Annotated in this window: 20 protein-coding genes; 10 read left to right on the forward strand and 10 right to left on the reverse strand. The window is 62.8% G+C overall.

What is annotated here, in order from left to right; all coding sequences use genetic code 11:
• The first annotated feature begins 297 nt into the window (after positions 1-297).
• A complete protein-coding gene (locus tag HPT29_RS28900) occupies positions 298-942 on the forward strand; it encodes a helix-turn-helix domain-containing protein (RefSeq protein ID WP_210272155.1) in 645 nt (214 codons plus the stop codon).
• A gap of 125 nt (positions 943-1,067) precedes the next feature.
• Here the strand turns inward: HPT29_RS28900 and HPT29_RS18715 are convergent, their stop codons facing one another.
• Positions 1,068-2,102, reverse strand: coding sequence for an IS481 family transposase (locus tag HPT29_RS18715; RefSeq protein ID WP_173947993.1), 1,035 nt, complete (start codon positions 2,100-2,102; stop codon positions 1,068-1,070).
• Positions 2,103-2,254: 152 nt separating this feature from the next.
• Here HPT29_RS18715 and HPT29_RS18720 point away from each other — a divergent pair, with 152 nt between their 5' ends.
• Positions 2,255-2,509, forward strand: a complete 255-nt coding sequence (locus HPT29_RS18720) for a transposase (RefSeq protein ID WP_173947994.1) — start codon at positions 2,255-2,257, stop codon at positions 2,507-2,509.
• Positions 2,510-3,394: 885 nt separating this feature from the next.
• Positions 3,395-3,835: a thermonuclease family protein gene (locus HPT29_RS18725; protein WP_259060163.1), complete on the forward strand. Its 441-nt coding sequence runs from the start codon at positions 3,395-3,397 to the stop codon at positions 3,833-3,835.
• A gap of 81 nt (positions 3,836-3,916) precedes the next feature.
• Here the strand turns inward: HPT29_RS18725 and HPT29_RS18730 are convergent, their stop codons facing one another.
• Positions 3,917-4,462, reverse strand: a complete 546-nt coding sequence (locus HPT29_RS18730; protein WP_173947995.1) for a hypothetical protein — start codon at positions 4,460-4,462, stop codon at positions 3,917-3,919.
• 268 nt (positions 4,463-4,730) lie between these two features.
• On the reverse strand, positions 4,731-5,108 hold the full coding sequence (locus tag HPT29_RS18735; protein ID WP_173947996.1) for a hypothetical protein: 378 nt from the start codon (positions 5,106-5,108) through the stop codon (positions 4,731-4,733).
• Positions 5,109-5,845: 737 nt separating this feature from the next.
• Here HPT29_RS18735 and HPT29_RS18740 point away from each other — a divergent pair.
• The 3 genes from HPT29_RS18740 (at position 5,846) to HPT29_RS18750 (ending at position 11,218) form a co-directional block, all read left to right on the forward strand.
• The gene (locus HPT29_RS18740) at positions 5,846-7,492 is read left to right on the forward strand and encodes a right-handed parallel beta-helix repeat-containing protein (protein ID WP_259060823.1); all 1,647 of its coding nucleotides are present in this window, start codon (positions 5,846-5,848) and stop codon (positions 7,490-7,492) included.
• Positions 7,493-8,943: 1,451 nt separating this feature from the next.
• On the forward strand, positions 8,944-9,159 hold the full coding sequence (locus tag HPT29_RS18745) for a hypothetical protein (RefSeq protein ID WP_173946112.1): 216 nt from the start codon (positions 8,944-8,946) through the stop codon (positions 9,157-9,159).
• Positions 9,152-11,218 (forward strand): recombinase family protein, encoded by a 2,067-nt coding sequence (locus tag HPT29_RS18750; RefSeq protein ID WP_173946113.1) that lies wholly within the window; start codon positions 9,152-9,154, stop codon positions 11,216-11,218. Before HPT29_RS18745 ends, HPT29_RS18750 begins: the two co-directional genes overlap by 8 nt.
• On the opposite strand, the gene HPT29_RS18755 is transcribed toward HPT29_RS18750, so the two are convergent.
• Positions 11,188-12,260, reverse strand: a protein-coding gene (locus HPT29_RS18755) for an IS3 family transposase (protein WP_432807264.1) whose coding sequence is annotated in 2 segments (ribosomal slippage) — positions 11,188-12,005 and positions 12,005-12,260 — 1,074 coding nt in all. Because the reading frame shifts where the segments join, the coding sequence is not laid out codon by codon here. The genes HPT29_RS18750 and HPT29_RS18755 overlap by 31 nt on opposite strands.
• Before the next feature lie 1,167 nt (positions 12,261-13,427).
• Between HPT29_RS18755 and HPT29_RS18760 the strand changes: the two genes are divergently transcribed.
• Positions 13,428-14,018 carry a hypothetical protein gene (locus tag HPT29_RS18760; RefSeq protein WP_259060165.1) on the forward strand — a complete coding sequence of 197 codons (591 nt, stop codon included), beginning with the start codon at positions 13,428-13,430 and terminating at the stop codon, positions 14,016-14,018.
• Positions 14,019-14,064: 46 nt separating this feature from the next.
• On the opposite strand, the gene HPT29_RS18765 is transcribed toward HPT29_RS18760, so the two are convergent.
• Complete coding sequence (locus HPT29_RS18765) at positions 14,065-14,388, reverse strand: hypothetical protein (protein WP_210811968.1); 324 nt, start codon at positions 14,386-14,388, stop codon at positions 14,065-14,067.
• 613 nt (positions 14,389-15,001) lie between these two features.
• Here HPT29_RS18765 and HPT29_RS18770 point away from each other — a divergent pair.
• Entirely contained in the window at positions 15,002-15,409 is a 408-nt protein-coding gene (locus HPT29_RS18770) for a DoxX family protein (RefSeq protein ID WP_173946115.1), read from the forward strand.
• Positions 15,410-15,464: 55 nt separating this feature from the next.
• Here the strand turns inward: HPT29_RS18770 and HPT29_RS18775 are convergent, their stop codons facing one another.
• Complete coding sequence (locus HPT29_RS18775) at positions 15,465-16,151, reverse strand: hypothetical protein (protein WP_173946116.1); 687 nt, start codon at positions 16,149-16,151, stop codon at positions 15,465-15,467.
• Positions 16,152-16,353: 202 nt separating this feature from the next.
• On the opposite strand from HPT29_RS18775, the gene HPT29_RS18780 reads away from it, so the two are divergent.
• Positions 16,354-16,617, forward strand: coding sequence for a hypothetical protein (locus HPT29_RS18780; protein ID WP_259060167.1), 264 nt, complete (start codon positions 16,354-16,356; stop codon positions 16,615-16,617).
• Positions 16,618-16,710: 93 nt separating this feature from the next.
• Here the strand turns inward: HPT29_RS18780 and HPT29_RS18785 are convergent, their stop codons facing one another.
• The gene (locus HPT29_RS18785) at positions 16,711-17,319 is read right to left on the reverse strand and encodes a biotin transporter BioY (RefSeq protein ID WP_173946117.1); all 609 of its coding nucleotides are present in this window, start codon (positions 17,317-17,319) and stop codon (positions 16,711-16,713) included.
• 202 nt (positions 17,320-17,521) lie between these two features.
• Here HPT29_RS18785 and HPT29_RS18790 point away from each other — a divergent pair, with 202 nt between their 5' ends.
• Positions 17,522-18,433, forward strand: coding sequence for an MBL fold metallo-hydrolase (locus HPT29_RS18790; protein WP_173946118.1), 912 nt, complete (start codon positions 17,522-17,524; stop codon positions 18,431-18,433).
• 154 nt (positions 18,434-18,587) lie between these two features.
• On the opposite strand, the gene HPT29_RS18795 is transcribed toward HPT29_RS18790, so the two are convergent.
• Genes HPT29_RS18795 through HPT29_RS18805 form a run of 3 tightly spaced genes read right to left on the reverse strand, consistent with a single transcriptional unit; the run spans position 18,588 to position 21,594 of the window.
• Entirely contained in the window at positions 18,588-19,367 is a 780-nt protein-coding gene (locus HPT29_RS18795; RefSeq protein WP_173946119.1) for a DUF1499 domain-containing protein, read from the reverse strand.
• On the reverse strand, positions 19,367-20,449 hold the full coding sequence (locus tag HPT29_RS18800) for a M48 family metallopeptidase (RefSeq protein ID WP_173946120.1): 1,083 nt from the start codon (positions 20,447-20,449) through the stop codon (positions 19,367-19,369). Before HPT29_RS18800 ends, HPT29_RS18795 begins: the two co-directional genes overlap by 1 nt.
• A gap of 8 nt (positions 20,450-20,457) precedes the next feature.
• Positions 20,458-21,594, reverse strand: coding sequence for a YjgN family protein (locus HPT29_RS18805; protein WP_259060169.1), 1,137 nt, complete (start codon positions 21,592-21,594; stop codon positions 20,458-20,460).
• Between the last annotated feature and the right edge of the window lie 166 nt (positions 21,595-21,760).

Consider the following 21,760-nt stretch of genomic DNA (forward strand, 5'->3'; position numbering starts at 1 on the left):
CCTCAGGCTGAGTCGTTTGTCTTGCATATGGGTTGAGACCCGATGCGCTGAGCAAAAGGCGTCTCAAGTCCTGATTGAAGACGAAGCTGGTTACGAGGAATACGTTTGCCGCTGCTTCATGGAAGCGCCTCCCGGAACACCGCTGTCCTAATCACAGATCCCGATCCCCCATCGCCACTTGGTCTGCGCGAGGTTTCCAGGGCCTCATACCCGCCCAGAGAACTGCTGACCCGGATTTGCGTTGGTGTGCCTGACGTGATTCACGGCGGAACGGGGGCGCTGTTGCGGGAGATCAGCATGGCTGCGCTCCGGATCCGGCAGGACTACTCAGCATCCGACCTCCGCCAGCGGGCCGCTCGCGAGCGAGACACCCGGGCCAGCCTGCGGTTGCTGGCCATTGCCAATGCGCTCGAGGGCATGACCCGAACGGAGGCCGCCCGCCTGGCCGGCATGGAACGTCAGGCTCTGCACGATGCCATCCAGCGCTTCAATGCCGAGGGACCGGACGGTCTGCACGACCGGCCCCGCTCCGGTCGCCCGGAGCAGCTCAGTCCCGGTCAGCAGGCGGCGATCAAGGCCCACATTCCGCACGGGCCGGAGCCCGAGCGCGAGGGGGTGAGCGCCTGGCGTCTGGTCGATCTGTGCGAGTCCGTCGAGCGGACCTATGGCGTAAGCGTGGGGGCTCTCGTGCCTGCTCAAGAGATTGAACATGTCAAGGCAGAAGACTCGGCCCTCGCACCCGAAAGGCAATCCGGCCGCGCAGGCGGCGTTCAAAAAAGGAGCTGCCCTCACAGCTGCAGGCCCTCGCGACCGAGCACCCTGAGGCGCGTCTTCAACTCTGGTGCCAGGACGAGGCGCGCTTTGGTCAGAAGGGCCGCACCACCCGCGTCTGGTACGAACGCGGGGTGGGTCCGCCTGGGGTGGTCGATCAACGCCCGTTGACAGCTTGTATCTGTTTGCCACCTGCCGTCCTGGCACCGACGAGACCTTCGCCTTGGCTGTAGTAGTCGGCATTTGATCAGACAGTTGGCGTCAGAGAGTGATCGGGTCGAGCCTGTCCGAGAGGATCAGGCTGCAATCATTTTCTCCTTCGCTAGCGGCACGGCATCCAGAAAGGTTTGCATCGGCGTTTTGCCGAAGCACCACCGCCCCTGGTGCGGCCGTTCCTCATTATAACTCCGTACCCAGGCATCGAGATCGTTCTGCAGTTCGGCAATTGAGCCGTAGATCTTCTTGCGGAATGCTACACGGTAGAACTCGTCCAGCACCGTCTTGTGAAAGCGCTCAACGATGCCATTCGTCTGAGGGCTTTTCGTCTTGGTCCTGGAATGATCCACATCCTCGACCGCCAGATAAAGCTCGTATTCATGGTGCTCGGGGTTGCCACAATACTCGGTGCCGCGATCGGTGAGCACGCGACACAGCTTCACCTCGTAGGCATCAAAGAAGGGCAGGACCCGATCGTTGAGGAGGTCAGCGGCCGTGATCGGTGTCTTGCGATCATAGAGTTTGGCGAACGCTACCTTGGTGTACGTGTCGAGGAAGGTCTGCTGGTAGATCCGTCCGACCCCTTTCATGTTGCCGACGTAGAAGGTGTCCTGACCGCCGCAATAACCGGGGCATTCGCTCTCGAACTCGCCATGCGCCTCCTTCTCGGTCTTGGCCTTCTCCAGGGCCGCTAACTGGCTCTCGGTCAGGATCAGGCCCTCCTGCGCGACCTTCGCCTCGAGCGCCTTGAGCCGCTTCTTCATGGTCTCGAGATCGTGCCGCTGCCAGACCCCGCGTACGCCAGCGGGTGAGATCGAGTGGCCGCGCTTGCGCACCTCGTTGGCGATCCGGATCTGGCCGAAGGCGGGTTGTTCCAGGGACAGGTCGACAATGACTGCCTCGACCTCGGCTGGCGTGCGGTTGGCCAGGAGCGGCTTGCGCCGGGTCAGCTCCTGCAGGGCCATCTCGCCGCCAGTCTCGTAGAGCTCCTTGAAGCGGTAGAAGCTGTCGCGCGAGTAGCCCATCATGTGGCAGGCCTGGCTGACATTGCCAAGCTGCTTGGCCAGCTCCAGCAGGCCGACCTTGGCCCGGATGATCTTCTGCTCGTTGGTCATGACGGTGTTCCTTGTGAACGCCGAGACCGGGCGCTGCGCATCCCGTCCACTCCGCGCCCGGCCTCGGCTCATGCCTCAGCCAATCGACACCGTCTGTCAGATTAAGTTCCAACTACTTCACCTTGGCGCTGCCACGGGTGAGTGCCGACGCGATGACGGTCTTTCTGGAGCACTTCGCGCGGCAGCTTGCGCCAGGCGTTCACGCGGTGCTCGTGCTGGACCAGGCCGGCTGGCACGACTCACGGGCCTTGCATGTGCCGGACGCCATCACCCTTTTGCCCTTGCCGCCGGCATCCCCCGCGCTGAACCCGGTGGAGCGGGTCTGGCTCTACCTGCGCGAGCGCTATCTCTCGCATCGCGTGCTCAACGACTATGAAGCGGTGCTCGAGGCCGTCTCGCAAGTCTGACGGCCTATCCGTATCTCTCCACGTCAGCAATTTCCGGATCGGATATAAGTCCCTTGCGTCTACCAGTTTCGCCACGTCTGCACAGCCTCTCTGTAGGATCTGCCGTGGCATGGATCAACTGCAGGGGGAGTGGCTTCAGGCGACCTGCAAGCCCTACATGAACTGGAAGAGCGGATCGCAAGGACACGGGCAAGTACTCCTGAGGGAACGTGCGTTAAGGCCCGTATTGCGGCGGTTGATCCCGGCTCAATGCTGACAGTGGATGACCTGGAGTGCGCCCCTAAGGAGAGACTAGATCCGGTCAATTTCATCGGCCTCTCACTCATCCTCGATGTCCTGAGCCTGCACAGAGGTGATGCATAAAGGAACTCGCTACCTAACAAAGGTTAATTCGTTCTTGGCCGCATCATGCGAGGTCCCGTGTCCCTCGGAGCCATACTTACTCGCACGCACGAAACGTAGAATGTTCACTCACTCGCAACTTTGGGCTGCCATTGACGCAATTGCCGAAGCTCGGGGGCTCTCGGTTTCCGCCCTGGCGAAACGGGCCGGCTTGGATGAGGCAACACTTCATCGCTCAAAGCGAGTCAGCGCGGATGGCCACATGCGATGGCCGTCAACTGAGACGCTCTCAAGGATCCTAGCGGTAGCAAATATGGATCTTGGGGCATTTGCAGATGTCATGGACGCTCTGCCAGAGAACAAGCGCCGTCAGTGTCAATAGACTGTCTGACGCTTCCGGATAATCCGACGCGTGAGGCAACAACGGGTTATTAACCCCGCGCTGCATTACAGAACCCAGTCTGGGCTATGTCTCAGGCTAAGGCAGCAGGAGGCCCCGTTCGGCTCTATCCCGGGCGGGGCCTCTTCGTATGAGCGCCCTATATGATCCGCATGGACATTCGCGCTGCTCTCCTTCTCGTTTTCACCCTCTGCCTTGCTCTTGGGTTGTTGACCTTTGAAAACCTTCCAACCCTCGCTGAAACCATCGACGGCCGGCGCGTCGTCATCATTGACGGGGACACCATAGCGATAGGGTCGGAGCGGGTGCGTATCCTGAACGTGGACACGCCTGAAACCTTCCGCCCTCGATGCGAAGCCGAACTGGTGGCGGGCCTCAAGGCCAAGGAGCGGCTGGCCGAGCTGCTGCGGGCTGGACCTGTTGGGATCGACCGCCACGGGCAAGACCGCTACAGACGCACCCTCGCCCGGCTATCAGCCGGCGGCCGGGACGTTGGTTCGGTCCTGATTGCCGAAGGACTTGCCCTCCCCTGGCGCGATGGACGGGCGGCGTGGGAAGAGCGTTGGCACCATTGGTGCGGGTAGGATCGCTCCACAGAATTCCGTCTAATCCAGCGCATTGCCGATACCTCTTCGCCTCAGATGCCCTTCACTGGCCCACACAGATCAAGAAAACTCTTGGAGGTTCATAATTCCGGCTGACTGGAGCCCGTTTGCAGTTACGTCACCACCGACATCAATGCTGCCGCCGTGTGAGGCGTTCAGGAAGACAAATGTATTCTGAACTTGTGTGATCTGGTTCAGTGTACCGATATTTACGTCCAGGTCGTCGATTGCAAAGACGATGATCGGCGGTAAGCCTCCCGAATGGCCCAGACTGTTGGACAGTTGGCCAGAAAGCACTGCTTCGAAGCCACCAGCATCCTCCCAGGCGGAAGCATCCCAACCAAGGAAGCCGCTGTCATGCGGCTGGCTGGAGCCGTCATGAGTATCGCCGGGATCTAGGCTCCTGTCGCCGACGTCATTCCTCCAGGAGCGCTCTGGAAGGTTGTCCCAGTCCCGTTCCTCACGGATATCGCTTTGGCCCCAGTTCGGGCGCACATACGGTTCGTCGTCTTGATACGAAGTGTGATGATGCGGGCAGTCGGAGTGTCGCTCAAATCGGCTATCGTTTGGCCTATCCCAGCCTTTATGCCAATCATGGTCGCGCATTGGGCTCTCCTCGATTGCTGCCCAATTGGTCGATCACGCGGATCGCCCCGCTAAAATCGGGCGTGGTGTACCGGATGTACGTACATTCGCGCTTAGTCGCAGACTGTGGCCTGCGTCACACTGAGCTTCCCTTGGCGGGTTCGCCATGTCCATTCACAGGGCGGAACCAGAACGCCGAGTTCGCCCGGAGCACGCCAAAATGTCGGAGGTTTCAACTTACCTGCGGAAGCGCTGGTCATAGCCACCTTGAATCTGGCTGGCCGCGCGGTCAGGCGCCCCAATGGCGCTCTTTGACAGGCGGGGCAAGGTTCAGGGCGTCTCTGGCCTCCCGCTCGATAGCGTCCAGGATCAGCAAGATCCTACCTCTAATCTCATCGGTTATTTCTAGCTGGCCGCCACCATGGACAGGAACGCTGCCCCTGAAGCCAACAAGCGTCCAATCGAGCATCGCACGAGTGTTGACCATGCACACTTCAGGATCATTGGCACGGGCTTTTACATGCTCAATGAGCAGCCTGGTAAGCAAATAGCTCACGCCCTGTCCAAGTGCGCGAGAATACGAGAGCATTCGCTCAAGTTCTTCTTCTCTGGCCATTGCAACTCTAACACCCAGTCCGAGCCCGAGAGTAGCTGGGTGGCGCGTCATCACAATGGACACATCCGGATAACCTTTTACCCCTCAGCACTACCCAAGCTTGGGTGAAGGTGGGTATCGGCTGCAAAGGATGAGGTTGTTCGTGTCACCAGTGAGCTGATCCGCTCGGTATCTATCGAGAGCGGCGCTCCTTCTCCAATTGGTGCTGTCCTCACCACAGGCGACTTACACTTTCGTTCAAAGGTCAGCATTCGAGTGAGCAGCGGCACATTAGTACTGCACAGGACTATCCGCAGATTGAGCGAATGTCCGCCTTGAGCGGGAGATCCGGCTTGGCATCATCAAGGAGCACCTTGGGCACGTCACGCCCTCCCTGAACCGTCTCAAAACACTAACGGAAGAACTTGAGATCAGCCTGGGCCTGAGCTTGCCAGATGATTTTGTGTGGCCTCTTCCGGATGCCCTTAATCCCAACCCGGACAGGTCTTCCTGAATCCCGCACCCACATCGCACGTCTCACGCAGGAGCATTGGCGTATTTCGGTCGGTTCAAGCCTGCAAAAGTGCTGACCTATAACTCGCAACATATTCGACAGATTATTGCCACATATCAGTCAGTATAGAGGCAGTAAAAAGCACTTTTACAATAATGAACATACGACATAAACAGGACACATTCCCAGACAAAGTTCCCTCCGCGGATCAGAGACAAGCGTCAGTACCGAATTCATCAAATCAATACTGTCTCATCCACTTCAACAATCTTGAATGACAAGGGGAACTTCAGAGATGACAATCTACTACGTATCGACGGCGGGCTCGAACAGCGGGGCCGGCACGGCCGCGCAGCCGTTCGCCTCCCTGCAACACGCCCACAGCCTGGCCAAGCCGGGCGACACCATCTACCTGCGCGGCGGCGTCTACAAGCTCACCACCGGCCTCAAGCTCACTAACGACGGCACCGCCGCCGCCCCGATCACCATCACCAGCGCGCCCGGCGAGAAGGCCGTGCTCGACGGCGCGGCCATGACCAAGGGCGGCGCCGCCGGCTACGTGCTCAACCTCGACAGCGTGTCCTTCAACCGCGTCACCAACCTGGAGATCCGCAACGGCGCCGAAGGCGGCCTGCTGATCAAGGGCGCGTCCAACAGCAACGTCTTCGACAACCTCGACGTGCACCACAACGGCCGCCTGTCGCAGTGGGAGGGCAAGGGCGTGTCCCTGTTCGGCTCCAGCGCCAACAACCTGCTGCGCAACATCGACTCCCATCACAACCAGGACCTGAACCTCGACAACGCCGACGGCTTCCAGGTTGCCACCACGGGCAGCGGCAACGTGCTCGAGGGCACCCGCGCCTGGGCCAACTCGGATGACGGCTACGACTTCTACAACATCCAGAACGGCACCAAGGCCGGCGCTCTCAAGGTGATCAACAACTGGGCCTGGGGCAATGGCTGGACCGTGGACGGCAAGCCCGGCGGCGACGGCAACGGCTTCAAGCTCGGCGGCGTGCGCGACGGCTCCGGCTCGACCGCCGGCGCCCACGTGGTCGAGGGCAACGTGGCCTTCGGCAACAAGATGAACGGCTTTGACGAGAACGGCAGCAACGGCGGCGTGTCCAAGCTGACACTGTCTGACAACACCGCCTATAACAACGGCGCTTACAACTTCTACTTCGACCACAACGCCGGGCACGTCATCCGCAACAACATCTCGTACGGGACCGGCAAGATCAAGACCACCGGCACGGCCGACCACAACTCCTGGGACGCAGGCGTGTCGCTCTCCAGCGCCGACTTCCAGTCGCTCGACAGCACCTCCGCCGTGGCCGCCCGCGCCGCCGACGGCTCCCTGCCAGCCAGCACCTTCCTGCACCTGGCCGCCTCCAGCGACCTCATCGACAAAGGCGTCGCCGTCAGCGGCCAGTCCAACACCGGGACCGCAACCGACCTCGGAGCGTTCGAGGCTGGGTCCGGTGCATCTCAGCCGGCTCCGACGCCGACACCCACCCCGACTCCGACGCCGACCCCGACGAAAACCATTACGGGGACTAGCAGTGACAACAGGCCGGGTGGCACGACGGCCGTCGACAAGGTCGATGGAAAGGGCGGCGACGACATCCTCACGGGTGGTGCAGGCAAGGACTCCTTCACGTTCGACACGAAGACGGGCACCGACAATGTGGCCACCACGAGCCCGGTCGACCGCAACTCCTGGGACTCGTGGGGGGCTCTCTCCAAGGGCGACTGCCAGTCGCTCGACAGCAGCACCGCGGCTGCCGACTCGCTGACGGCAAGCAGCTTCCTACGTTCCTCCAGTGGCAGCGACTTGATAGACCGCGTAAGCACAGGCCCGACCCATACAGATAGCGCTCCAGACCTGGTCAGCAGTTATAAGGTCAATCCGAGCGTCGACGGCTACCTTCTCACCCTCTGAACCATCCCATAAAACGCAGTGTAAGATCCAACTCCAGGAAGCTGGGTTGCATCGCTATGGCTCGATGCAACCCAGCTTTAGACGCAGCTTGATCCCACGGCTGATAAAAGGGCGATGCCAAAATGCTGAGAATGTGCTCTCGGCGGAGGTGCGGTCTTCATCTCAGTGAAACGGGCCGCAAATCCGGGCAGAGTCATGCGCGACCGAGAGCTTCGCATGAAAAAGGGCCGCGCCCAGTCTTATGACCGTGTTCGCGACCCTTTGAACCGTAGTTGCCCCCACGGGTAGAGGCGATATATCGAGAACAAAATGCAATTTCAATAAGTAATAGTCCCTAGTTATGGCCTGACAGGCGACACAATAGCGCACATCGACCAGATACAAGTTTTAACGTTGATTGGTTGCAGGAGCGCCGTAGCCTGAATAGATATCACTCATCGGCTCCCAATTTTTGCCCCTACGGGACCGAAACCTTAAAGCGCCCTCCTCGGGGAGGCGCTTTTTCTTTGCCGATGTGTCCTTCTACTTATATTTCATACCGGCACTTATGCGAAAATGCTGTGAACGTTTATGTGCGAGGACGGCGGATGCAAAAAACGCCCCAGCCAGAGGGTGTCCTATACCTCTGGCCGGGGCGTCTGCGGCTGGAAGGGGGCTTCGCCACATTCCGGAGGCTAAACTGTTCCGGCGGCTCCACAACGGAGCAAATGGCTTGAGTGGATATTCCTAAAGGCTTAGCTCAAAAACGACATAGGCCTGTCCTACGGGTGGCGGATTGAGGACATGCGAGCCTTGCTCGACTCCTCCGCGGTGTCGAGTTCGGAGCGGTTTCGGACCAACCTTTCCCGCTCTGCGGCCAGGGTGTCCCAGGTTCTGGCCATCTCCAGAAGCTGATTGCGCTGTTCCCCCTCCGGCTGGAGCTGCCCCCATATGTGATCCACGGCCGATGCAACTTTCCGGGCTTGTGGCTGCATCCCCGAAGTTGGACCGGATCATGTGAGAATCTCCGGTCCTGGAACGGCCTCAGGCGCGCCTAAGGCCTGGTGAAGCAAGGCCATCGGTGGCCTATCACCAATGGCGCTATGCGGTCTCACTTCGTTGTACAAAGCGACAACGGAACGCCCACAGGACCGAAGAGCGCGAGGTTCTGTATCGGTGGCACCCCTGGGCCGGGTGCATCGTCCATCTTGATGAGGTCGTCGAGAAGAGGGCTGGCGATTGTGTTCGCTGCCGCCACGATGGTGATCCAGCCCGCAGATTGGAACTCCCTCTCTGGATGTTCGACCGGGCCGTGTGTGCGCCGATGCGGGTTGAGCTTGCTCCTCGGGTGGATATCGCCGCAATCCAGGCTTTGACGGCGGTGCTGGCGGATGTGTTGAAGCGAGCACCGTCGACTCCCACGGCGACAACGGCAAACTGGATCTCTCACGACGGGAATCGGGGAGAGGTCCATGCGACGCCAGAGCAACCCTCATCATGTCCTTCGGTCCGGACCAGAGCAGTTCGACCTGTTTGCCCAGCCAAGGGACGGCGGCCTGCCGCGGGTGCCAGACTGGCGAACCCTGCCTGCGGAGACGCAACAGGCGCTGACGAACCTGATGGTTCGTCTGATCCTCGAGCACGTCCGCGACGACGGCCGTCCGGCAGAGGAGCGCGGTCATGACTGACAAGATCCAGCCCCATCATCTGGAGCGCAAGGCAATCCTCTATGTTCGCCAGTCCTCCGCCCATCAGGTTCTGCACAATCGCGAGAGCAGCACCCTGCAGTACGCCATGCGGGACCGGCTGACCATGCTGGGCTGGGCGCAAATCGAAACCGTCGACGACGACCTCGGGCGGTCAGCGGCCGGCACCACCGCCCGCGCCGGCTTCGAACGCATGGTGGCCGAGGTCTGCCTCGGCAAGGTCGGCGCCGTGGCAGCCCGCGAGGTGTCGCGCTTTGCCCGCAACAGCCGCGACTGGCAGCAACTGATTGAGATGTGCCGGGTGGTCGACACGGTGCTGATTGACCAGGAGACGGTCTATGCTCCGCGGCAGGGCAACGATCGGCTGCTGCTCGGGCTCAAGGGTTCTCTCAATGAGTATGAGCTCGATCTCCTGCGTCAGCGCTCGCTCGCGGCGCGCTACGAGAAGGCCAGACGCGGTGAACTCCTCGTCACGGCGCCAATCGGCTTCGTGAAGGCCGGCGACCGCTGGGAGAAGGATCCGGACCGGCGGGTGCAGGACGCGATTGTGCTGGTGTTCGACAAGGTGGCGGAATTGGGCAGCGCCCGCCAGGCTCTGCTGTGGTTCCACGAGCACGGGCTCGATCTGCCGGCCCGGCAGCCCAACGGCGATGTGATCTGGCGCCGGCCCAATTATGCGACCATCCACCGGATGATCGAGAACCCAATCTACGGCGGCGCCTATGCCTATGGTAAGACTCGCGTTGCGGGCTATGACAGCTCAGGCATGCGGGGCAGGATTTGCCGCAAGCCGCGCGCAGAATGGCTTACTCTGAAGCCCGGCACTCACGAGGGCTATGTCGATTGGGAGCGGGCGGAGGCGATACGCAGAATGGTGAGCGACAATGTTCCGACCAGCCGGCATCATGGCGCACCCAAGCACGGCGACGCCCTGCTGGCCGGGCTCGTGCGTTGCCGGAGCTGTGGCCGGAAGCTGACGGTGCGTTACTCAGGCATGAAGCACAACATCCCACGCTATGCCTGCTGCCGAGGCCATCGCGACAACGGAGAGCCGCGCTGCATCGCCTTCGGAGGCTTGCGGGTGGACGACGCCATTGAGGCGGCTCTGCTGCAGGTGGTTCAACCCGGTGCGATTGCTGCTGCAGTCGCGGCCGAGGCAGAAGCCAGCAGCCGGCGGGATCAGGTCCGTGAGGCGCTCACCCGCGATCTTGAGGCCGTCCGGTACGCCGCGGACCGCGCCTTCCGCCAGTACGATGCCGCTGATCCGGGCAATCGCCTGGTGGCCGGGGAACTGGAGGCGCGCTGGAACAAGGCGCTGGCCCGAGTGGCTGAGGTCGAGGCGAAGATCGCTGCCCACGATGCGGCCCTGCGACCTGCTATGGAGATCGCGCCGATCTCCTTGGCCAGGTTGGCCGATGACCTGCAGGCTGTTTGGAGCGCCCCGACCACGGATGCGCGGCTGAAGAAGCGCATCGTGCGCACCGTCATTCGCGAGGTGATCGCCGACATTGATGCGGATGCTGGCGAGATCCTCCTGATGATCCATTGGGCCGGCGGCGTTCACACCGAGCTGCGTCTGCCCCGGCGGCGACGCGGCCAGCGCAACAGCACCTCACCTGATGTCCTTGCCGCCGTCCGGCATCTGGTTTTGATCGCCAATGACGATCTCATCGCCGGCCTCCTGAATCGAAATAAGCTTGTGACCGGCCATGGTAATCGCTGGACGCGGGAGCGTGTGACGGCGCTGCGTTCCCACTATCGTATTCCAGTCTACCGACCCGCCCCTGACGGGATCGAGCCCTGGCTCAACCTGACCCAGGCGGCCACGCATCTCGGCGTCAGCCCCAAGACGCTCAGGCTGGCGGCCGAACGCGGTGAGATCACCGCCATTCATCCCCTTGCGGATGGTCCCTGGATCTTCAGCCGCGCTGATCTTGGTGGATCAGCGGCGAACGAGGTTGCACAACGAGCGGAGCGCTCGGCAAAATACCCCACGGGACCGCATCCCGATCAGCAAACTCTCTTTCCATCAATGACATAGACAGATGGGTGTTGTGATGCAGGGTTGTACTCGACGCGCCAATCCTCCACCTTCCGGCGCGCGTCGTCCAGATCCATGAACCAGTTCTGGTTCAGGCATTCCGCACGGACCCGGGCATTGAAGGACTCGATGTAGGCGTTGTCGGTCGGCTTGCCGGGCCGGCTGAAGTCCAGCGTCACGCCGTGGGAATAAGCCCACAGGTCGAGCTCGCGCGAGGTGAACTGGCAGCCCTGATCAACCCGAATGATCTTTGGCTTTCCAAACCGCCGTACCGCCTCATCCAGAGCTGAGATCACCTCCCATGCGGTGGCGATCCGGCACACCCGCAGCACGGGACAGATCCGGCTCCAGGTGTCGAGCATCGTCAGGACCCAGATGCGCCGCCCGTCGAAGAGCTGATCGTACATCCAGTCCATCGCCCACACTTGATTGGGGGCGGTAGCCGGTGAGCGGTCCTCGCGGATCTTGGCCGCAACCCGTCGCCGGGGTGGTTTGTGGCGCATGGTCAGTCCCTCGAGCTTGTAGAGCCGGTAGACGCGCTTGGCATTGATCGGCCAGCCTTCGCGCCGGAGCACGATCCAGATCCGGCGGTAGCCGTAGCGCACGCGCGCCTCAGCGACCTCGCGGATGCGTTTGCGGAGAGCAGCCAGCTCGGGGCGGCGGGAGCGGTAGTGATACGTCGAGCGCGGCGCCGGTACAGCCCGGCAGGCCCGGCGGATCGACACCCGGAAGACGGTGCGCACGAAGTCGACGATCTCCCGGCCTCGAGCAGGCGTCATAGTCCTCAGTGGATGACCTCCGAGAGCATCTCCTTGTCGAGGGTGAGATCGGCCACGAGCTTCTTGAGCCGAGCGTTCTCCTCCTCCAGATGCCGCAGCTTCTTGACCTCTGACGGCATGAGGCCACCGTACTTCTGCTTCCATCGGTAGAAGGTGGGTTCAGATACACCCATCTTACGGCAGACCTCCGGCACGGGCGTACCGGCTTCGACCTGCTGTAGAGCAAAGGCGATCTGCTGGTCTGTGAAGCGAGTCTTCTTCATCGGTCAGCTCTCCGTCGCATCAGGAGTCTAACCGAAAACTCTCACGTTCATTGGTCCAACTTCGCGGGAGGGGACCACCCGAAAACTTCCTGCCCAAGTTCTCGAAAGGCGTGAACTTCCTGCTCGGCGACTTTAACGTATCGAATCTTCAGTGGGCGCTCTGTCATGTCCCAGGAATGCGACGGCCGAGGGAAAAAGGAAAGCCCCGGCCCTGTCCGGGGCTTCATGTGTCGTGGTGAGAAGGAATTCAGGCTGGGGCTTGGGCCTTGAGCGGATGAACATTCTCTTCAACCCTCCCGGCCGTACCGTCCCCATGACCTACACCCTCGACCTCACCGCCATCTCCACACTCACCAGCGTCCTTGGCCCGGCGACTCGTCGCTGACTCAACGAAGGAGCGTCGCAATATGTGAACCGCGACGCTCCGAAGTGGGCTACCAGCAGTCGAGAGGGTCATTGGGGCCAGGAGGGACTTCGTTGTAAGCGGGGATAATGACAGGGCCATCCCACGGACCGGGCGGTGTGCCGCAGAACGGAGGCTCGCCGCCATGGTCGTTCCCAGAGGGGAACCAGGATGAAAGGTCCTCTAACCACTCGGGCAACGGATGTCCGCCGTACAACGGGCCCATCTCACCGCCAGGACCGCCGTTCGGTTCCACCGGTATGGGGGCTCCCGGATTTGGTTCTCCCACAGCAATTGCAGGAACTCCCCCGCCGGAGGGAGTTTCATTGGTGCCCGAGCCAAGTAGATTGTAGCCGCTCATGAGATGTCCTTTCCAGTAGGTCTGCTCGCTTCCGCCGAGGATGTTCTCCGACGGCGAACGGTCACATTGGCTCACCTCGCAAGACCTGATCTGTGAAATGCCTCACAGGCGGCGCATTCGCTGCCACCGGCGCTGATTGAGACCGTGCACCGGCGTCCCTGCAGAGGCCGCCATTCGCGGTATCGTCGGTGCTGAAACTCTGACAGAATAGGGCGCACGGCTTCAGGAGGCGCGCTCCCGATGAACATGATGATCCCGGGCTTTTGGACCTACGTCGTTCTGATGCTCTGCATGATCGCGCTTGTCGCCGCCCCATGGATCGTCGAACACATCGAGGCGACGCTTCGCTAACCCCTTGCCCCCTCGCCGCCGTATCCGGCGTGTCATGCATGGAGGTGCGCCCATGGCAATCCACGCAGGGGGAGCCGGGGGACGACGTGGGAATCGCTGGCGTCCGGCCCTCTGGAGCGTGGCGGGGCTCATGCTCCTGGCGCCGCTTCTCGCGGCGCAATTCACCGATGGAGTCGACTGGGATCTGCACGATTACGCGATCTTCGGCGCCATGCTGACCGGGGCCTGCCTCGCCTGCGAGATGGCCGCGCGATCGACGCGCAGCACGGCCTACCGCGCCGCGACAGGACTGTCGGTTGCTGCGGCCTTTCTCCTGCTCTGGATGAACCTTGCCGTGGGCATCATCGGGTCCGAAGATCATCCCGCTAATCTCGTGTTCGGCGGCGTGCTCGCCGTCGGGATCACGAGCGCCGCCCTCGCGCGCTTCCAGCCCTACGGTATGGCCCGCGCATTGACGGCGACCGCCCTCGCCCAGGCGCTGGTTGCCGCCGTGGCTCTCATCGCCGGATGGGGCTCTGACGGGGCAAAGGACACCGGCGAGATCCTGCTTTTGAATGGGTTCTACGTGATGCTCTGGCTCACGTCGGCGTGGCTGTTTCGGAGAGCGGCGCGTCAGCAGATTGGCGCCGGTTCAGCGCCTTAAAACGAGAGATCGGAGGCCATGAAGCGGCCTCCGACATGCACCCGCCTCAATGGGTCGAGAAGCGGCCGTCTTCCTGATAGGTTTCATAATGGAGGGTCTGAGCCGGGATCGCCTCGAGCTGGCGCGGAGCCTTGGGCCAATCCTGCGGCGTCTCGTTGGTCTGAGGCATGTACCGCGGGCGGAAGCGCAGATCGACGAGGCTTCGCAGCTCGGGGGCTGCCAGGTCGAGCACGTTGGCATCGCGCCAGCGGCGGTGCAGCTTGGTCTTGCCGAACATCCGGCTCCAGAAGCCCGTGACCTCCTCCTCGACCTGCAGAACGATACGGCCGGTAAAGGTCTTGCGAAGATTAAAGCGTCCCGTCAGAGCCATTCGACTCTCCTTGATTGTCGATCTCTTCAAAATGACAGAGCGCCAACGGTCCGGTTGCTGATCAAGAAGCCAACAAACCTTGGCCTTGGCGCTCGCATAGAATCCATTCCTGCTAGCCAATGCCTATGCGGAGCAAGGGTTCCGGCCCCTCCACTATCGACAAGTTGTCACATTCGCGATGTGCGATGGGTCACAAGCTCGCGCCGCTCAAAGTAAAATAAGGCGCTTTGCGCAATCGATCAGTGCAGAGGATGGTCAAATAAGGGGGAGGAGGAGAATGATCGCGGTGATTTGAAAACGAGATCTGACGGCGTGCCTAAAAGGCGTTCAGGCGTGCCCGGCACGGCGCGGCTTGGACGTGAGATCGATCGTGACGAGTTGCCCGGTCTTGGGATCGAGGATGGTCATGAAGGCCCCCTGTTCTGTTGGCGTAGGAGAAACTCCCAGGGATCGCCAAGGATCAAACCGTGTTGGGAACGTGGTAAGCAATTCGTTACCGGAAGCTGCACCGTAAGGGGTGGGAAGATCGACGCTGAGCGGGTATCGGAACGGCGCACGTGGACGGATCGGCCCGACCGTCCGCCGAGATTCCTTCATATCTGGAGACTCCCTGATGAACACCACGCAGCTCGAGACCGTTTGGGCGCCGCGCCTCCTCAGCATCCTGCGCATCGTCGCGGCCCTCATCTTCATGGCCCACGGCACGCAGAAGCTTCTGGGCTTCCCGGTCTCTCCCAATCCCGGCCCGGCGGCCTTCAGCCTTCCGTGGATTGCGGGTGTTCTGGAAATCGTCGGCGGCGCCCTGCTGATTCCAGGATTGTTCGTCCGGCCCGTCGCCTTCGTCCTCTCGGGTCTGATGGCCTTCGCGTACTGGATCGCCCATGCGCCGCGCAGCCCCTTCCCGGTTCTGAACGGCGGCGATGCGGCCATTCTCTACTGCTTCGTGTTTCTCTTCATCGCGGCCGCCGGCGGCGGTGCCTGGAGCCTGGATCGCCTGCTGCGCAACGGCCGCGCAGCCTGATCGGGCCACGAATGGAAGGAAAGGCGGGAGATCGCCGCGATCTCCCGCCTTGCTTCTACTTGGATCGCGTTCCCGCAGGCGGGCGAAGGCGCTCGTCCTCCAGCTCCACATGGAGCGTATGATCGCCCTCCTCCTCGTCATCGACGGGGATCGGCATGAGATCGGTCATCAGCCCGGTCGTGGTGGACGCGGCAGCCCCGATGGGCGGCGCCGGCGCCTCATCCGACGCCCGGTCCGATCCACCCGGCTCGACTTCGCCTTCGTCGTCGAGGATCTTCACCACCCGGTCCATCTGGGCCTCATCGACCTTCACGGTCACGAGCGCTCCCCCACGACGGACGCCTTCGGCGTAGGTCTGCGCATCCTCGTCGCTGAGACCGGCATCGGCCAGGGCTCCCGCAAGGCCGCCCACGGCCGCCCCGGCGCCGGCCCCCACGAGGGTCGAGACGAGCCATCCCGCGGCGATCACCGGCCCGAACCCGGGAACCGCCACCGTGCCGAGCCCGGCCAGAAGACCGGCTCCCGCACCCGCGACGGTGCCGGCTGCCGCAGTGGCGCCGGCGAAATCGTGAGACGTCCCCACATCGAAGGAACGCGTCGCGTGATGCGTATGGGCATCGTCGAAGTTGTTCGACACGAGACTGATCCCGAAGCTCGGAAGATGGGCCGCCTCCAGCCGTTTCACCGCCCGGGCGGCTTCGTCATAGGTGTCGAAGAAGGCGGAGATCCTGCGTTCGGCCATGGGAGCCCTCCCGTTCGATTGAATTCGCAGGGCTAATGAGCGGCTTGCCGGGCCGGTTCCCCCTCCCGTCCGGCGGCGGTCGAGATGCGCGTCCATGCCGCCTTCCGGCCGGGAAGTTTTCTTGATACATTCAAACAAAAGGTGCCCAGAAAGGGCGATATGGGGGCTTCCCGTTATGCGACATATCCACTTGGATGACGGTTTGCGGCTGCGTTTTCCCGGCCGCAGCGAAGATTTCGATCAGGGCGTCGAGATCGGCATGATTGCCGTTCTGATGGACCAGGAGCTGGGCGAGTTCTCGCGCTGGATCGCGCGATCGAATCTCAGCCAGGTCGAGGCGATCGCCCGACAGATGGGCTACCGCATCGAGGAAAACGGCGGCGACGAGGAATGGGCGGACGTCACCTTCCTCCATGGCACCGCCAAAGCCAAACCGAAACTCCGTCTGGTGCATTCGGCCGGCTGATCGACACCGCCGCTACCGTCTGCCGGCCAGGTCTCGAAAACGAAGAAGCCGCCCGAGGGCGGCTTCCAGAAGCATCGGGTTCGAAGCCTCGGATCAGGCCTTGCCACCGCGACGGGTGACCGACCAGGCCGCCTGCATGAGGGCTACGGCCAGTGCGGTCTTCACGAGGGTCGCAGCCACGAACGGAGCGGCGCCCACGGTCCAGGCCTTCGCGAACGGCATCACCAGGGAGAGCTGCGCCAGGCCGAAGGCGAAGATCACCGCATGGCCGATGGCCATCATCGCGATCACCCGCGGGAGCGAGCGATCCCAACCGCGCTCGGCCATGAAGCCCATCACGATGGCGGCGGCCAGGAAGCCGAAGAGGAAGCCGCCCGTCGGGCCCATCAGGTAGCCGATGCCGGCGGTCGGGCCGGCGAAGACCGGCATGCCCATGGCGCCTTCGGCGAGATAGAGGGCGACGGTCGCGCCGCCGAGGCGCCAGCCGAAGGACGCGCCGATGAGCAGCACCACCAGGGTCTGCAGAGTCATCGGGACGAAGGGAAGCGGCACCTGAACCTTGGCGGAAATGGTCAGAAGCGCCGTGCCGGCGACCATCAGCACGATGGCGCGAAGGGCAGCGAAGCGGACGTCGTCCCGCGACGGCCAGAGGAGGCCGACCAGGGTCGACGGAGAAGACAGCGAAGAGACGCCGGTCGTCATGAATTGAATCTCCAGATCGTTCCGCCATTCGCGCGGCGGCTCATCAAGCCTTATAGGGAGGTCCGGCCTGTGCCTCAAGCCGCAGACTTGAGCATTTCCCGCCATTGTGGACACCCTTTGGTCCAATCCCCGGGCAGGAGAAAACCCTTGCGGACGGGCCGGGGTTGGTTAGGTAGCGACAGACATTCCCCGAGGTTTCCCCATGGCCGACGATCTCACCTTCGACACCCGCCCGCCGGCAAGGTCCGGGGAATGCATGCGGGTGAGCCCCCTCGTCCGCCGGATCGTCGCCGACAACCCCGGCCCGATCACCTTCACCGGAACCTGCAGCTACATCGTCGGTTCGGGACAGGTCGCCATCATCGATCCTGGCCCCGATGGGAAAGGGCATATCGAGACGCTTCTCGATGCGGTGCGTGGCGAGACGGTGACCCATATCCTCGTCACCCACACCCACAAGGACCACTCGCCTGCCGCCCGAGCCATCAAGGACGCCACGGGCGCGGAGATCGTCGGCTGCGCGCCGCACCACAGCGCCAGGCCCCTGTTCTCCGGAGAGGTCAATACCCTTGAGGCGAGTTCCGACAGGGACTATGCGCCCGACCGCGAACTGCGCCAGGGCGATGCCATTGCGGGTCGCGGCTGGACCCTCGAGGCGCTCGCCACGCCGGGCCACATGGCCAACCACCTCGCCTTCGTGCTGCCGGAGGAAAAGGCACTGTTCTCCGGCGATCACGTGATGGCGTGGTCCACCACCGTGGTGGCGCCGCCGGACGGGTCGATGAGCGCGTTCATGGAGTCTCTCGACAAGCTGAAGGGCCGGGAGGAAACCCTTTACTGGCCGGGCCACGGCGGTCCGGTGCAGGAACCCCAGCGCTTCGTGCGCGCCCTCATCCATCACCGGCGCCAGCGCGAGGCCTCGATCCTCAACCGGCTGAGGGCGGGAGACCGGACGATCCCGGCGATCGTGGCGGCGATCTATCAGGGCTTGAATCCCGCCCTGGTCGGAGCCGCGGGTCTGTCGGTCTTCGCGCATCTGGAAGACCTGGTGGCGAAGGGACAAGCGGTCGTGGACGGCATTCCCGCTCTCGACAGCGAGTACCGGATCGCGTGACCGGCATACACGCCCGGACATCCAAGCCGGCCTTGACTCCCACTACGTCATCATCGGGCTCGTCCCGGTGATCCCGATTGTCTGAAACGCCGCGTTTTTCCGTATCGGGATGGCCGGCACAGGGCCGGCCATGACGTGGGAGCACTATGATCTCTTACCGTACCGCGATCGCCAGGTTCGACGCTTCTTCGAGGAAGTCGCGGATATGCCCGGCATTGGCGCCGAGGTCGTGGCTGCCGAAGCGGGAGGCCGAGCGGATGTCGATGCGCGTGCCGTCGACGCGCGGGCGGACCCGGACGGTGATGTCGCTCGGCATCTTGAGCAGGCGCGTCCGGTCGACCGCCTCCAGTCGTCCCAGGCCGATGCGCCCGCCGGGCGGCACGGCCTCGATCACCTGCCAGCCGAGATTGTGGGCGGCCTTCTGCACGATCGCGAAGGCTTCGTCCGGACCGATATCGAGCGTGAGCGGGGCGATCTGCACGTAGGACGCTCGCTGCATCTCCCGCGTCTCCGGGGCCACATCGGGAGGGATGCGGCCGTCACGGGCCTGAAGGGCGGCGCGGGAGCGGGAAAAGGACGGTGGATCGTCGGTGTCGGTGCTGACATCGGTGATCGGCGGCAGGGTCGCGGCCTTGAGCGCCATGAAGCCCGGATAGGCGAGAACAAGGGCCGCGATAAGAACACCCCTGATGCCGCTACCCAATCCCTGGCGGCCCTCCTGCCAGATGCGGACGAAGCCCATGAAGGCCATGACCACGGCCAGGAGCGCGATGGCGATGCCGGCGCCGAGGGCGATGAAGCCGGATTGATAGTCGATTTTGTTGAAGCGGATCATGAACACCGCCAGCACGGTGACGACGAGCGCGAACCATGCCAGCGCGGGAGACCACTTCGCCGGACGGGAGACCGGTTCTTCGATGATGAGACGGCGCATCAGGTCGTCTTACAAATCTCTTTGAGCGCGCGCCACTCCTGTTGATCGAGAAGAGGCTCGCCGGATTGGGGTGGCACCTGTTTTTCCAAAGCTTTCAGCCGTTGGTCGGTGACGGGGTGGGTGGAGAGAAAAGCCGGGATCCCGGAATCGTTCCCGCCCTCCTCATCATCCTTGCCTTCGATGCGTTTGAGCAACAGGGCCATGGGATGGGCCGGCCGTCCCAGAGACACCATGGTCCTGCCGGCGAAACCGTCCGCCGCCGCTTCCGCGTCGCGGGAATAGGCGCTGTCGACGAGATAGCGGCTGACGAACACGATGGCGCCCCCGCCCGTCACGTCGCCGAACAGCAGGCCGAGCAGATACGACGTGCCGCCCGCCTGGATCATCTTGCGCAGGCCGTCGCGATGCGCCGCATGGCCCATCTCATGGGCCAGCACCCCGGCGAGCTCATCGGGGGATTCGGCTTTGTCCAGGAGACCCTCGAACAGATAGATCCGCCCGCCCGGCAGTGCGATGGCGTTCGGCACCCTCGTGCTCACTACGGCGACCTCCACGTCCAGCGGCGGAACGTGTGCCTTCTCCAGGCGTTCGGTGAGCCGGTTCAAGGCCGCAAGACCGCGGGGCTCCTCGCAGGTCCTGCCCTTGAAGATCGTTCTCACCTGATTATCGACGGCCGTGCCGAGCCGGCGTTCGAAGGAGACGGGAATGAGCGGGGTCAGCCTCTCGGCCAGGATCGGAAGCAGCAGGAAGACGCAGAGAAGAATCGATGCCGTCGCCGCAAAGGACCAGAGCAGGATCCGCTCCGCCCGCTCCCGCCGTTCGGAACCGTCGAGCTGTGTGCAGGACACGCGGATGGCTGCCTGAAGGTCTGCATCGGCCACATCGAGCCGTGCCAGGGAGGACGCACCTCGACGCGTGAGCCGCAGGACGCCGTCGGGCGCGTCCCGCCGTCTCACCTGCGCAGAGGGCCAAGAGGCGATCCATTCGGTGCCCTCGTGAATGTCGATGGCGGACGGGGTTACGTTCAGGGAAACCATTCTTCGACGGGCGCTTTCGCCGTCGTAGAACACTGCACCTGCCATGGCCGACCTCACAGGCCGACGTTGAAATCGAGGGCGTCGGCCAGTCCTTCTCCCAGAACGCCGGCCGGTTGGCCAGCCGCCACGGCCGCATCGATCGATGGCAGATTGGCGATCGTCGTCGACCCCACGATGGCGGCCCACAGGCCGCGTCCGAGGAAATAGCGCTGAAGGACGCCGAGACCCAGCAGGGCGACGAGATAGCCGATCGCTACAAGAAGGCCTGCCCCTATCGAAAGCCAGGAGAGCCCGCCGGCTGCCGTCATGGCCTCCTTGAAGACCCCGGCGGACAGGATTCCCAGCAATCCGGCCACGATGCCGAAGGTCAGGAGGAAGCCGAGAGACGAGAAAACGAGCTTGAAGAAGAGCCCGTAATAGGTGCGGGCCCGGAAGCGGCTTGCCGCGGTGACGTCGCCGAAACGCAAGCCGTCGATGCGCCAGCGCGTCAGGATCGCCAGGGCCAGCGGCAAGAGCACCATGCCGGCCAGGATCAGCAGGACGACGATCGCCTGCAGGACCGTTCGGTCACGTCCGGGAGACAGCTTGGTCAGGACGACGATCAGCGCTGCGAGGCTGACGAGACCCGCAAGCCCCAGCACCCAGATCCACCATCCCCGCTTGAAAAGCGACCAGCCCGTCCCGGCGAAATCGCCCTGGATGCTGCCGAAATAGGTGTTGCGCATCCTGTAGCGTTCGAGGGACGCCATGGCCCAAGGTAAGGCGAGACCGAGGGTGAGAACCGTGGCGACATCCCACAGGATGGCCCGGACGGCATAGGGCCATCCGGACCCCGTCATCCAGAACCGGATGCCTCGAAACACCGTTCGGCTCGCGCGATACCGGCGGGCGCGATAGCTGCCGAAATGTGCCAGCACATACATGGCGATCACGAGCGGAACGCTGGCAAACGCATATTTCTCCTCAAGGACGATGCCGAGAATCGCATAGGCGATATAGATCGGCCCCAGGATCGCCAGGGCGATCAGGAAGCCGATGAGCAGTTCCTTGGCGGTGCCGGTATATTCGAACGCCTCGCCGTCGATCTGGGTATTGGACCACAGGTGGCGGCGCAGTTTCGTGATCAGCCAGAACCGGTAGAAGCCGAAGGTCGTGATCTGGAAGAGACCTCCCGCGATCAGAAGCCTCATGAATTCACGGCCTCGTCCTGAGAAGGCCATGGGCGAATTCGACGGCGCAGGAGGCGACCCGTCAGCCAGAAAAGGGGTGGTCATGATCAAGCCTTCGGAACCCCGGCGTCTCGATGCCGGTCGTCAAGGTTCAACACTAGAACATATCATGCCGCAAGCGGCCGCA

It is taken from the genome of Microvirga terrae (genome assembly GCF_013307435.2).
GTDB lineage: Bacteria > Pseudomonadota > Alphaproteobacteria > Rhizobiales > Beijerinckiaceae > Microvirga > Microvirga terrae.

Excerpts from the sequence above, each read along its gene's own strand:
- HPT29_RS28900 (WP_210272155.1), top strand. The coding sequence starts at position 298 with ATGGCTGCGCTCCGGATCCGGCAGGACTACTCAGCATCCGACCTCCGC.
- HPT29_RS18715 (WP_173947993.1), bottom strand. The coding sequence starts at position 2,102 with ATGACCAACGAGCAGAAGATCATCCGGGCCAAGGTCGGCCTGCTGGAG.
- HPT29_RS18720 (WP_173947994.1), top strand. The coding sequence starts at position 2,255 with ATGACGGTCTTTCTGGAGCACTTCGCGCGGCAGCTTGCGCCAGGCGTT.
- HPT29_RS18725 (WP_259060163.1), top strand. The coding sequence starts at position 3,395 with ATGATCCGCATGGACATTCGCGCTGCTCTCCTTCTCGTTTTCACCCTC.
- HPT29_RS18730 (WP_173947995.1), bottom strand. The coding sequence starts at position 4,462 with ATGCGCGACCATGATTGGCATAAAGGCTGGGATAGGCCAAACGATAGC.
- HPT29_RS18735 (WP_173947996.1), bottom strand. The coding sequence starts at position 5,108 with ATGACGCGCCACCCAGCTACTCTCGGGCTCGGACTGGGTGTTAGAGTT.
- HPT29_RS18740 (WP_259060823.1), top strand. The coding sequence starts at position 5,846 with ATGACAATCTACTACGTATCGACGGCGGGCTCGAACAGCGGGGCCGGC.
- HPT29_RS18745 (WP_173946112.1), top strand. The coding sequence starts at position 8,944 with ATGCGACGCCAGAGCAACCCTCATCATGTCCTTCGGTCCGGACCAGAG.
- HPT29_RS18750 (WP_173946113.1), top strand. The coding sequence starts at position 9,152 with ATGACTGACAAGATCCAGCCCCATCATCTGGAGCGCAAGGCAATCCTC.
- HPT29_RS18760 (WP_259060165.1), top strand. The coding sequence starts at position 13,428 with ATGGCAATCCACGCAGGGGGAGCCGGGGGACGACGTGGGAATCGCTGG.
- HPT29_RS18765 (WP_210811968.1), bottom strand. The coding sequence starts at position 14,388 with ATGGCTCTGACGGGACGCTTTAATCTTCGCAAGACCTTTACCGGCCGT.
- HPT29_RS18770 (WP_173946115.1), top strand. The coding sequence starts at position 15,002 with ATGAACACCACGCAGCTCGAGACCGTTTGGGCGCCGCGCCTCCTCAGC.
- HPT29_RS18775 (WP_173946116.1), bottom strand. The coding sequence starts at position 16,151 with ATGGCCGAACGCAGGATCTCCGCCTTCTTCGACACCTATGACGAAGCC.
- HPT29_RS18785 (WP_173946117.1), bottom strand. The coding sequence starts at position 17,319 with ATGACGACCGGCGTCTCTTCGCTGTCTTCTCCGTCGACCCTGGTCGGC.
- HPT29_RS18790 (WP_173946118.1), top strand. The coding sequence starts at position 17,522 with ATGGCCGACGATCTCACCTTCGACACCCGCCCGCCGGCAAGGTCCGGG.
- HPT29_RS18795 (WP_173946119.1), bottom strand. The coding sequence starts at position 19,367 with ATGCGCCGTCTCATCATCGAAGAACCGGTCTCCCGTCCGGCGAAGTGG.
- HPT29_RS18800 (WP_173946120.1), bottom strand. The coding sequence starts at position 20,449 with ATGGCAGGTGCAGTGTTCTACGACGGCGAAAGCGCCCGTCGAAGAATG.
- HPT29_RS18805 (WP_259060169.1), bottom strand. The coding sequence starts at position 21,594 with ATGAGGCTTCTGATCGCGGGAGGTCTCTTCCAGATCACGACCTTCGGC.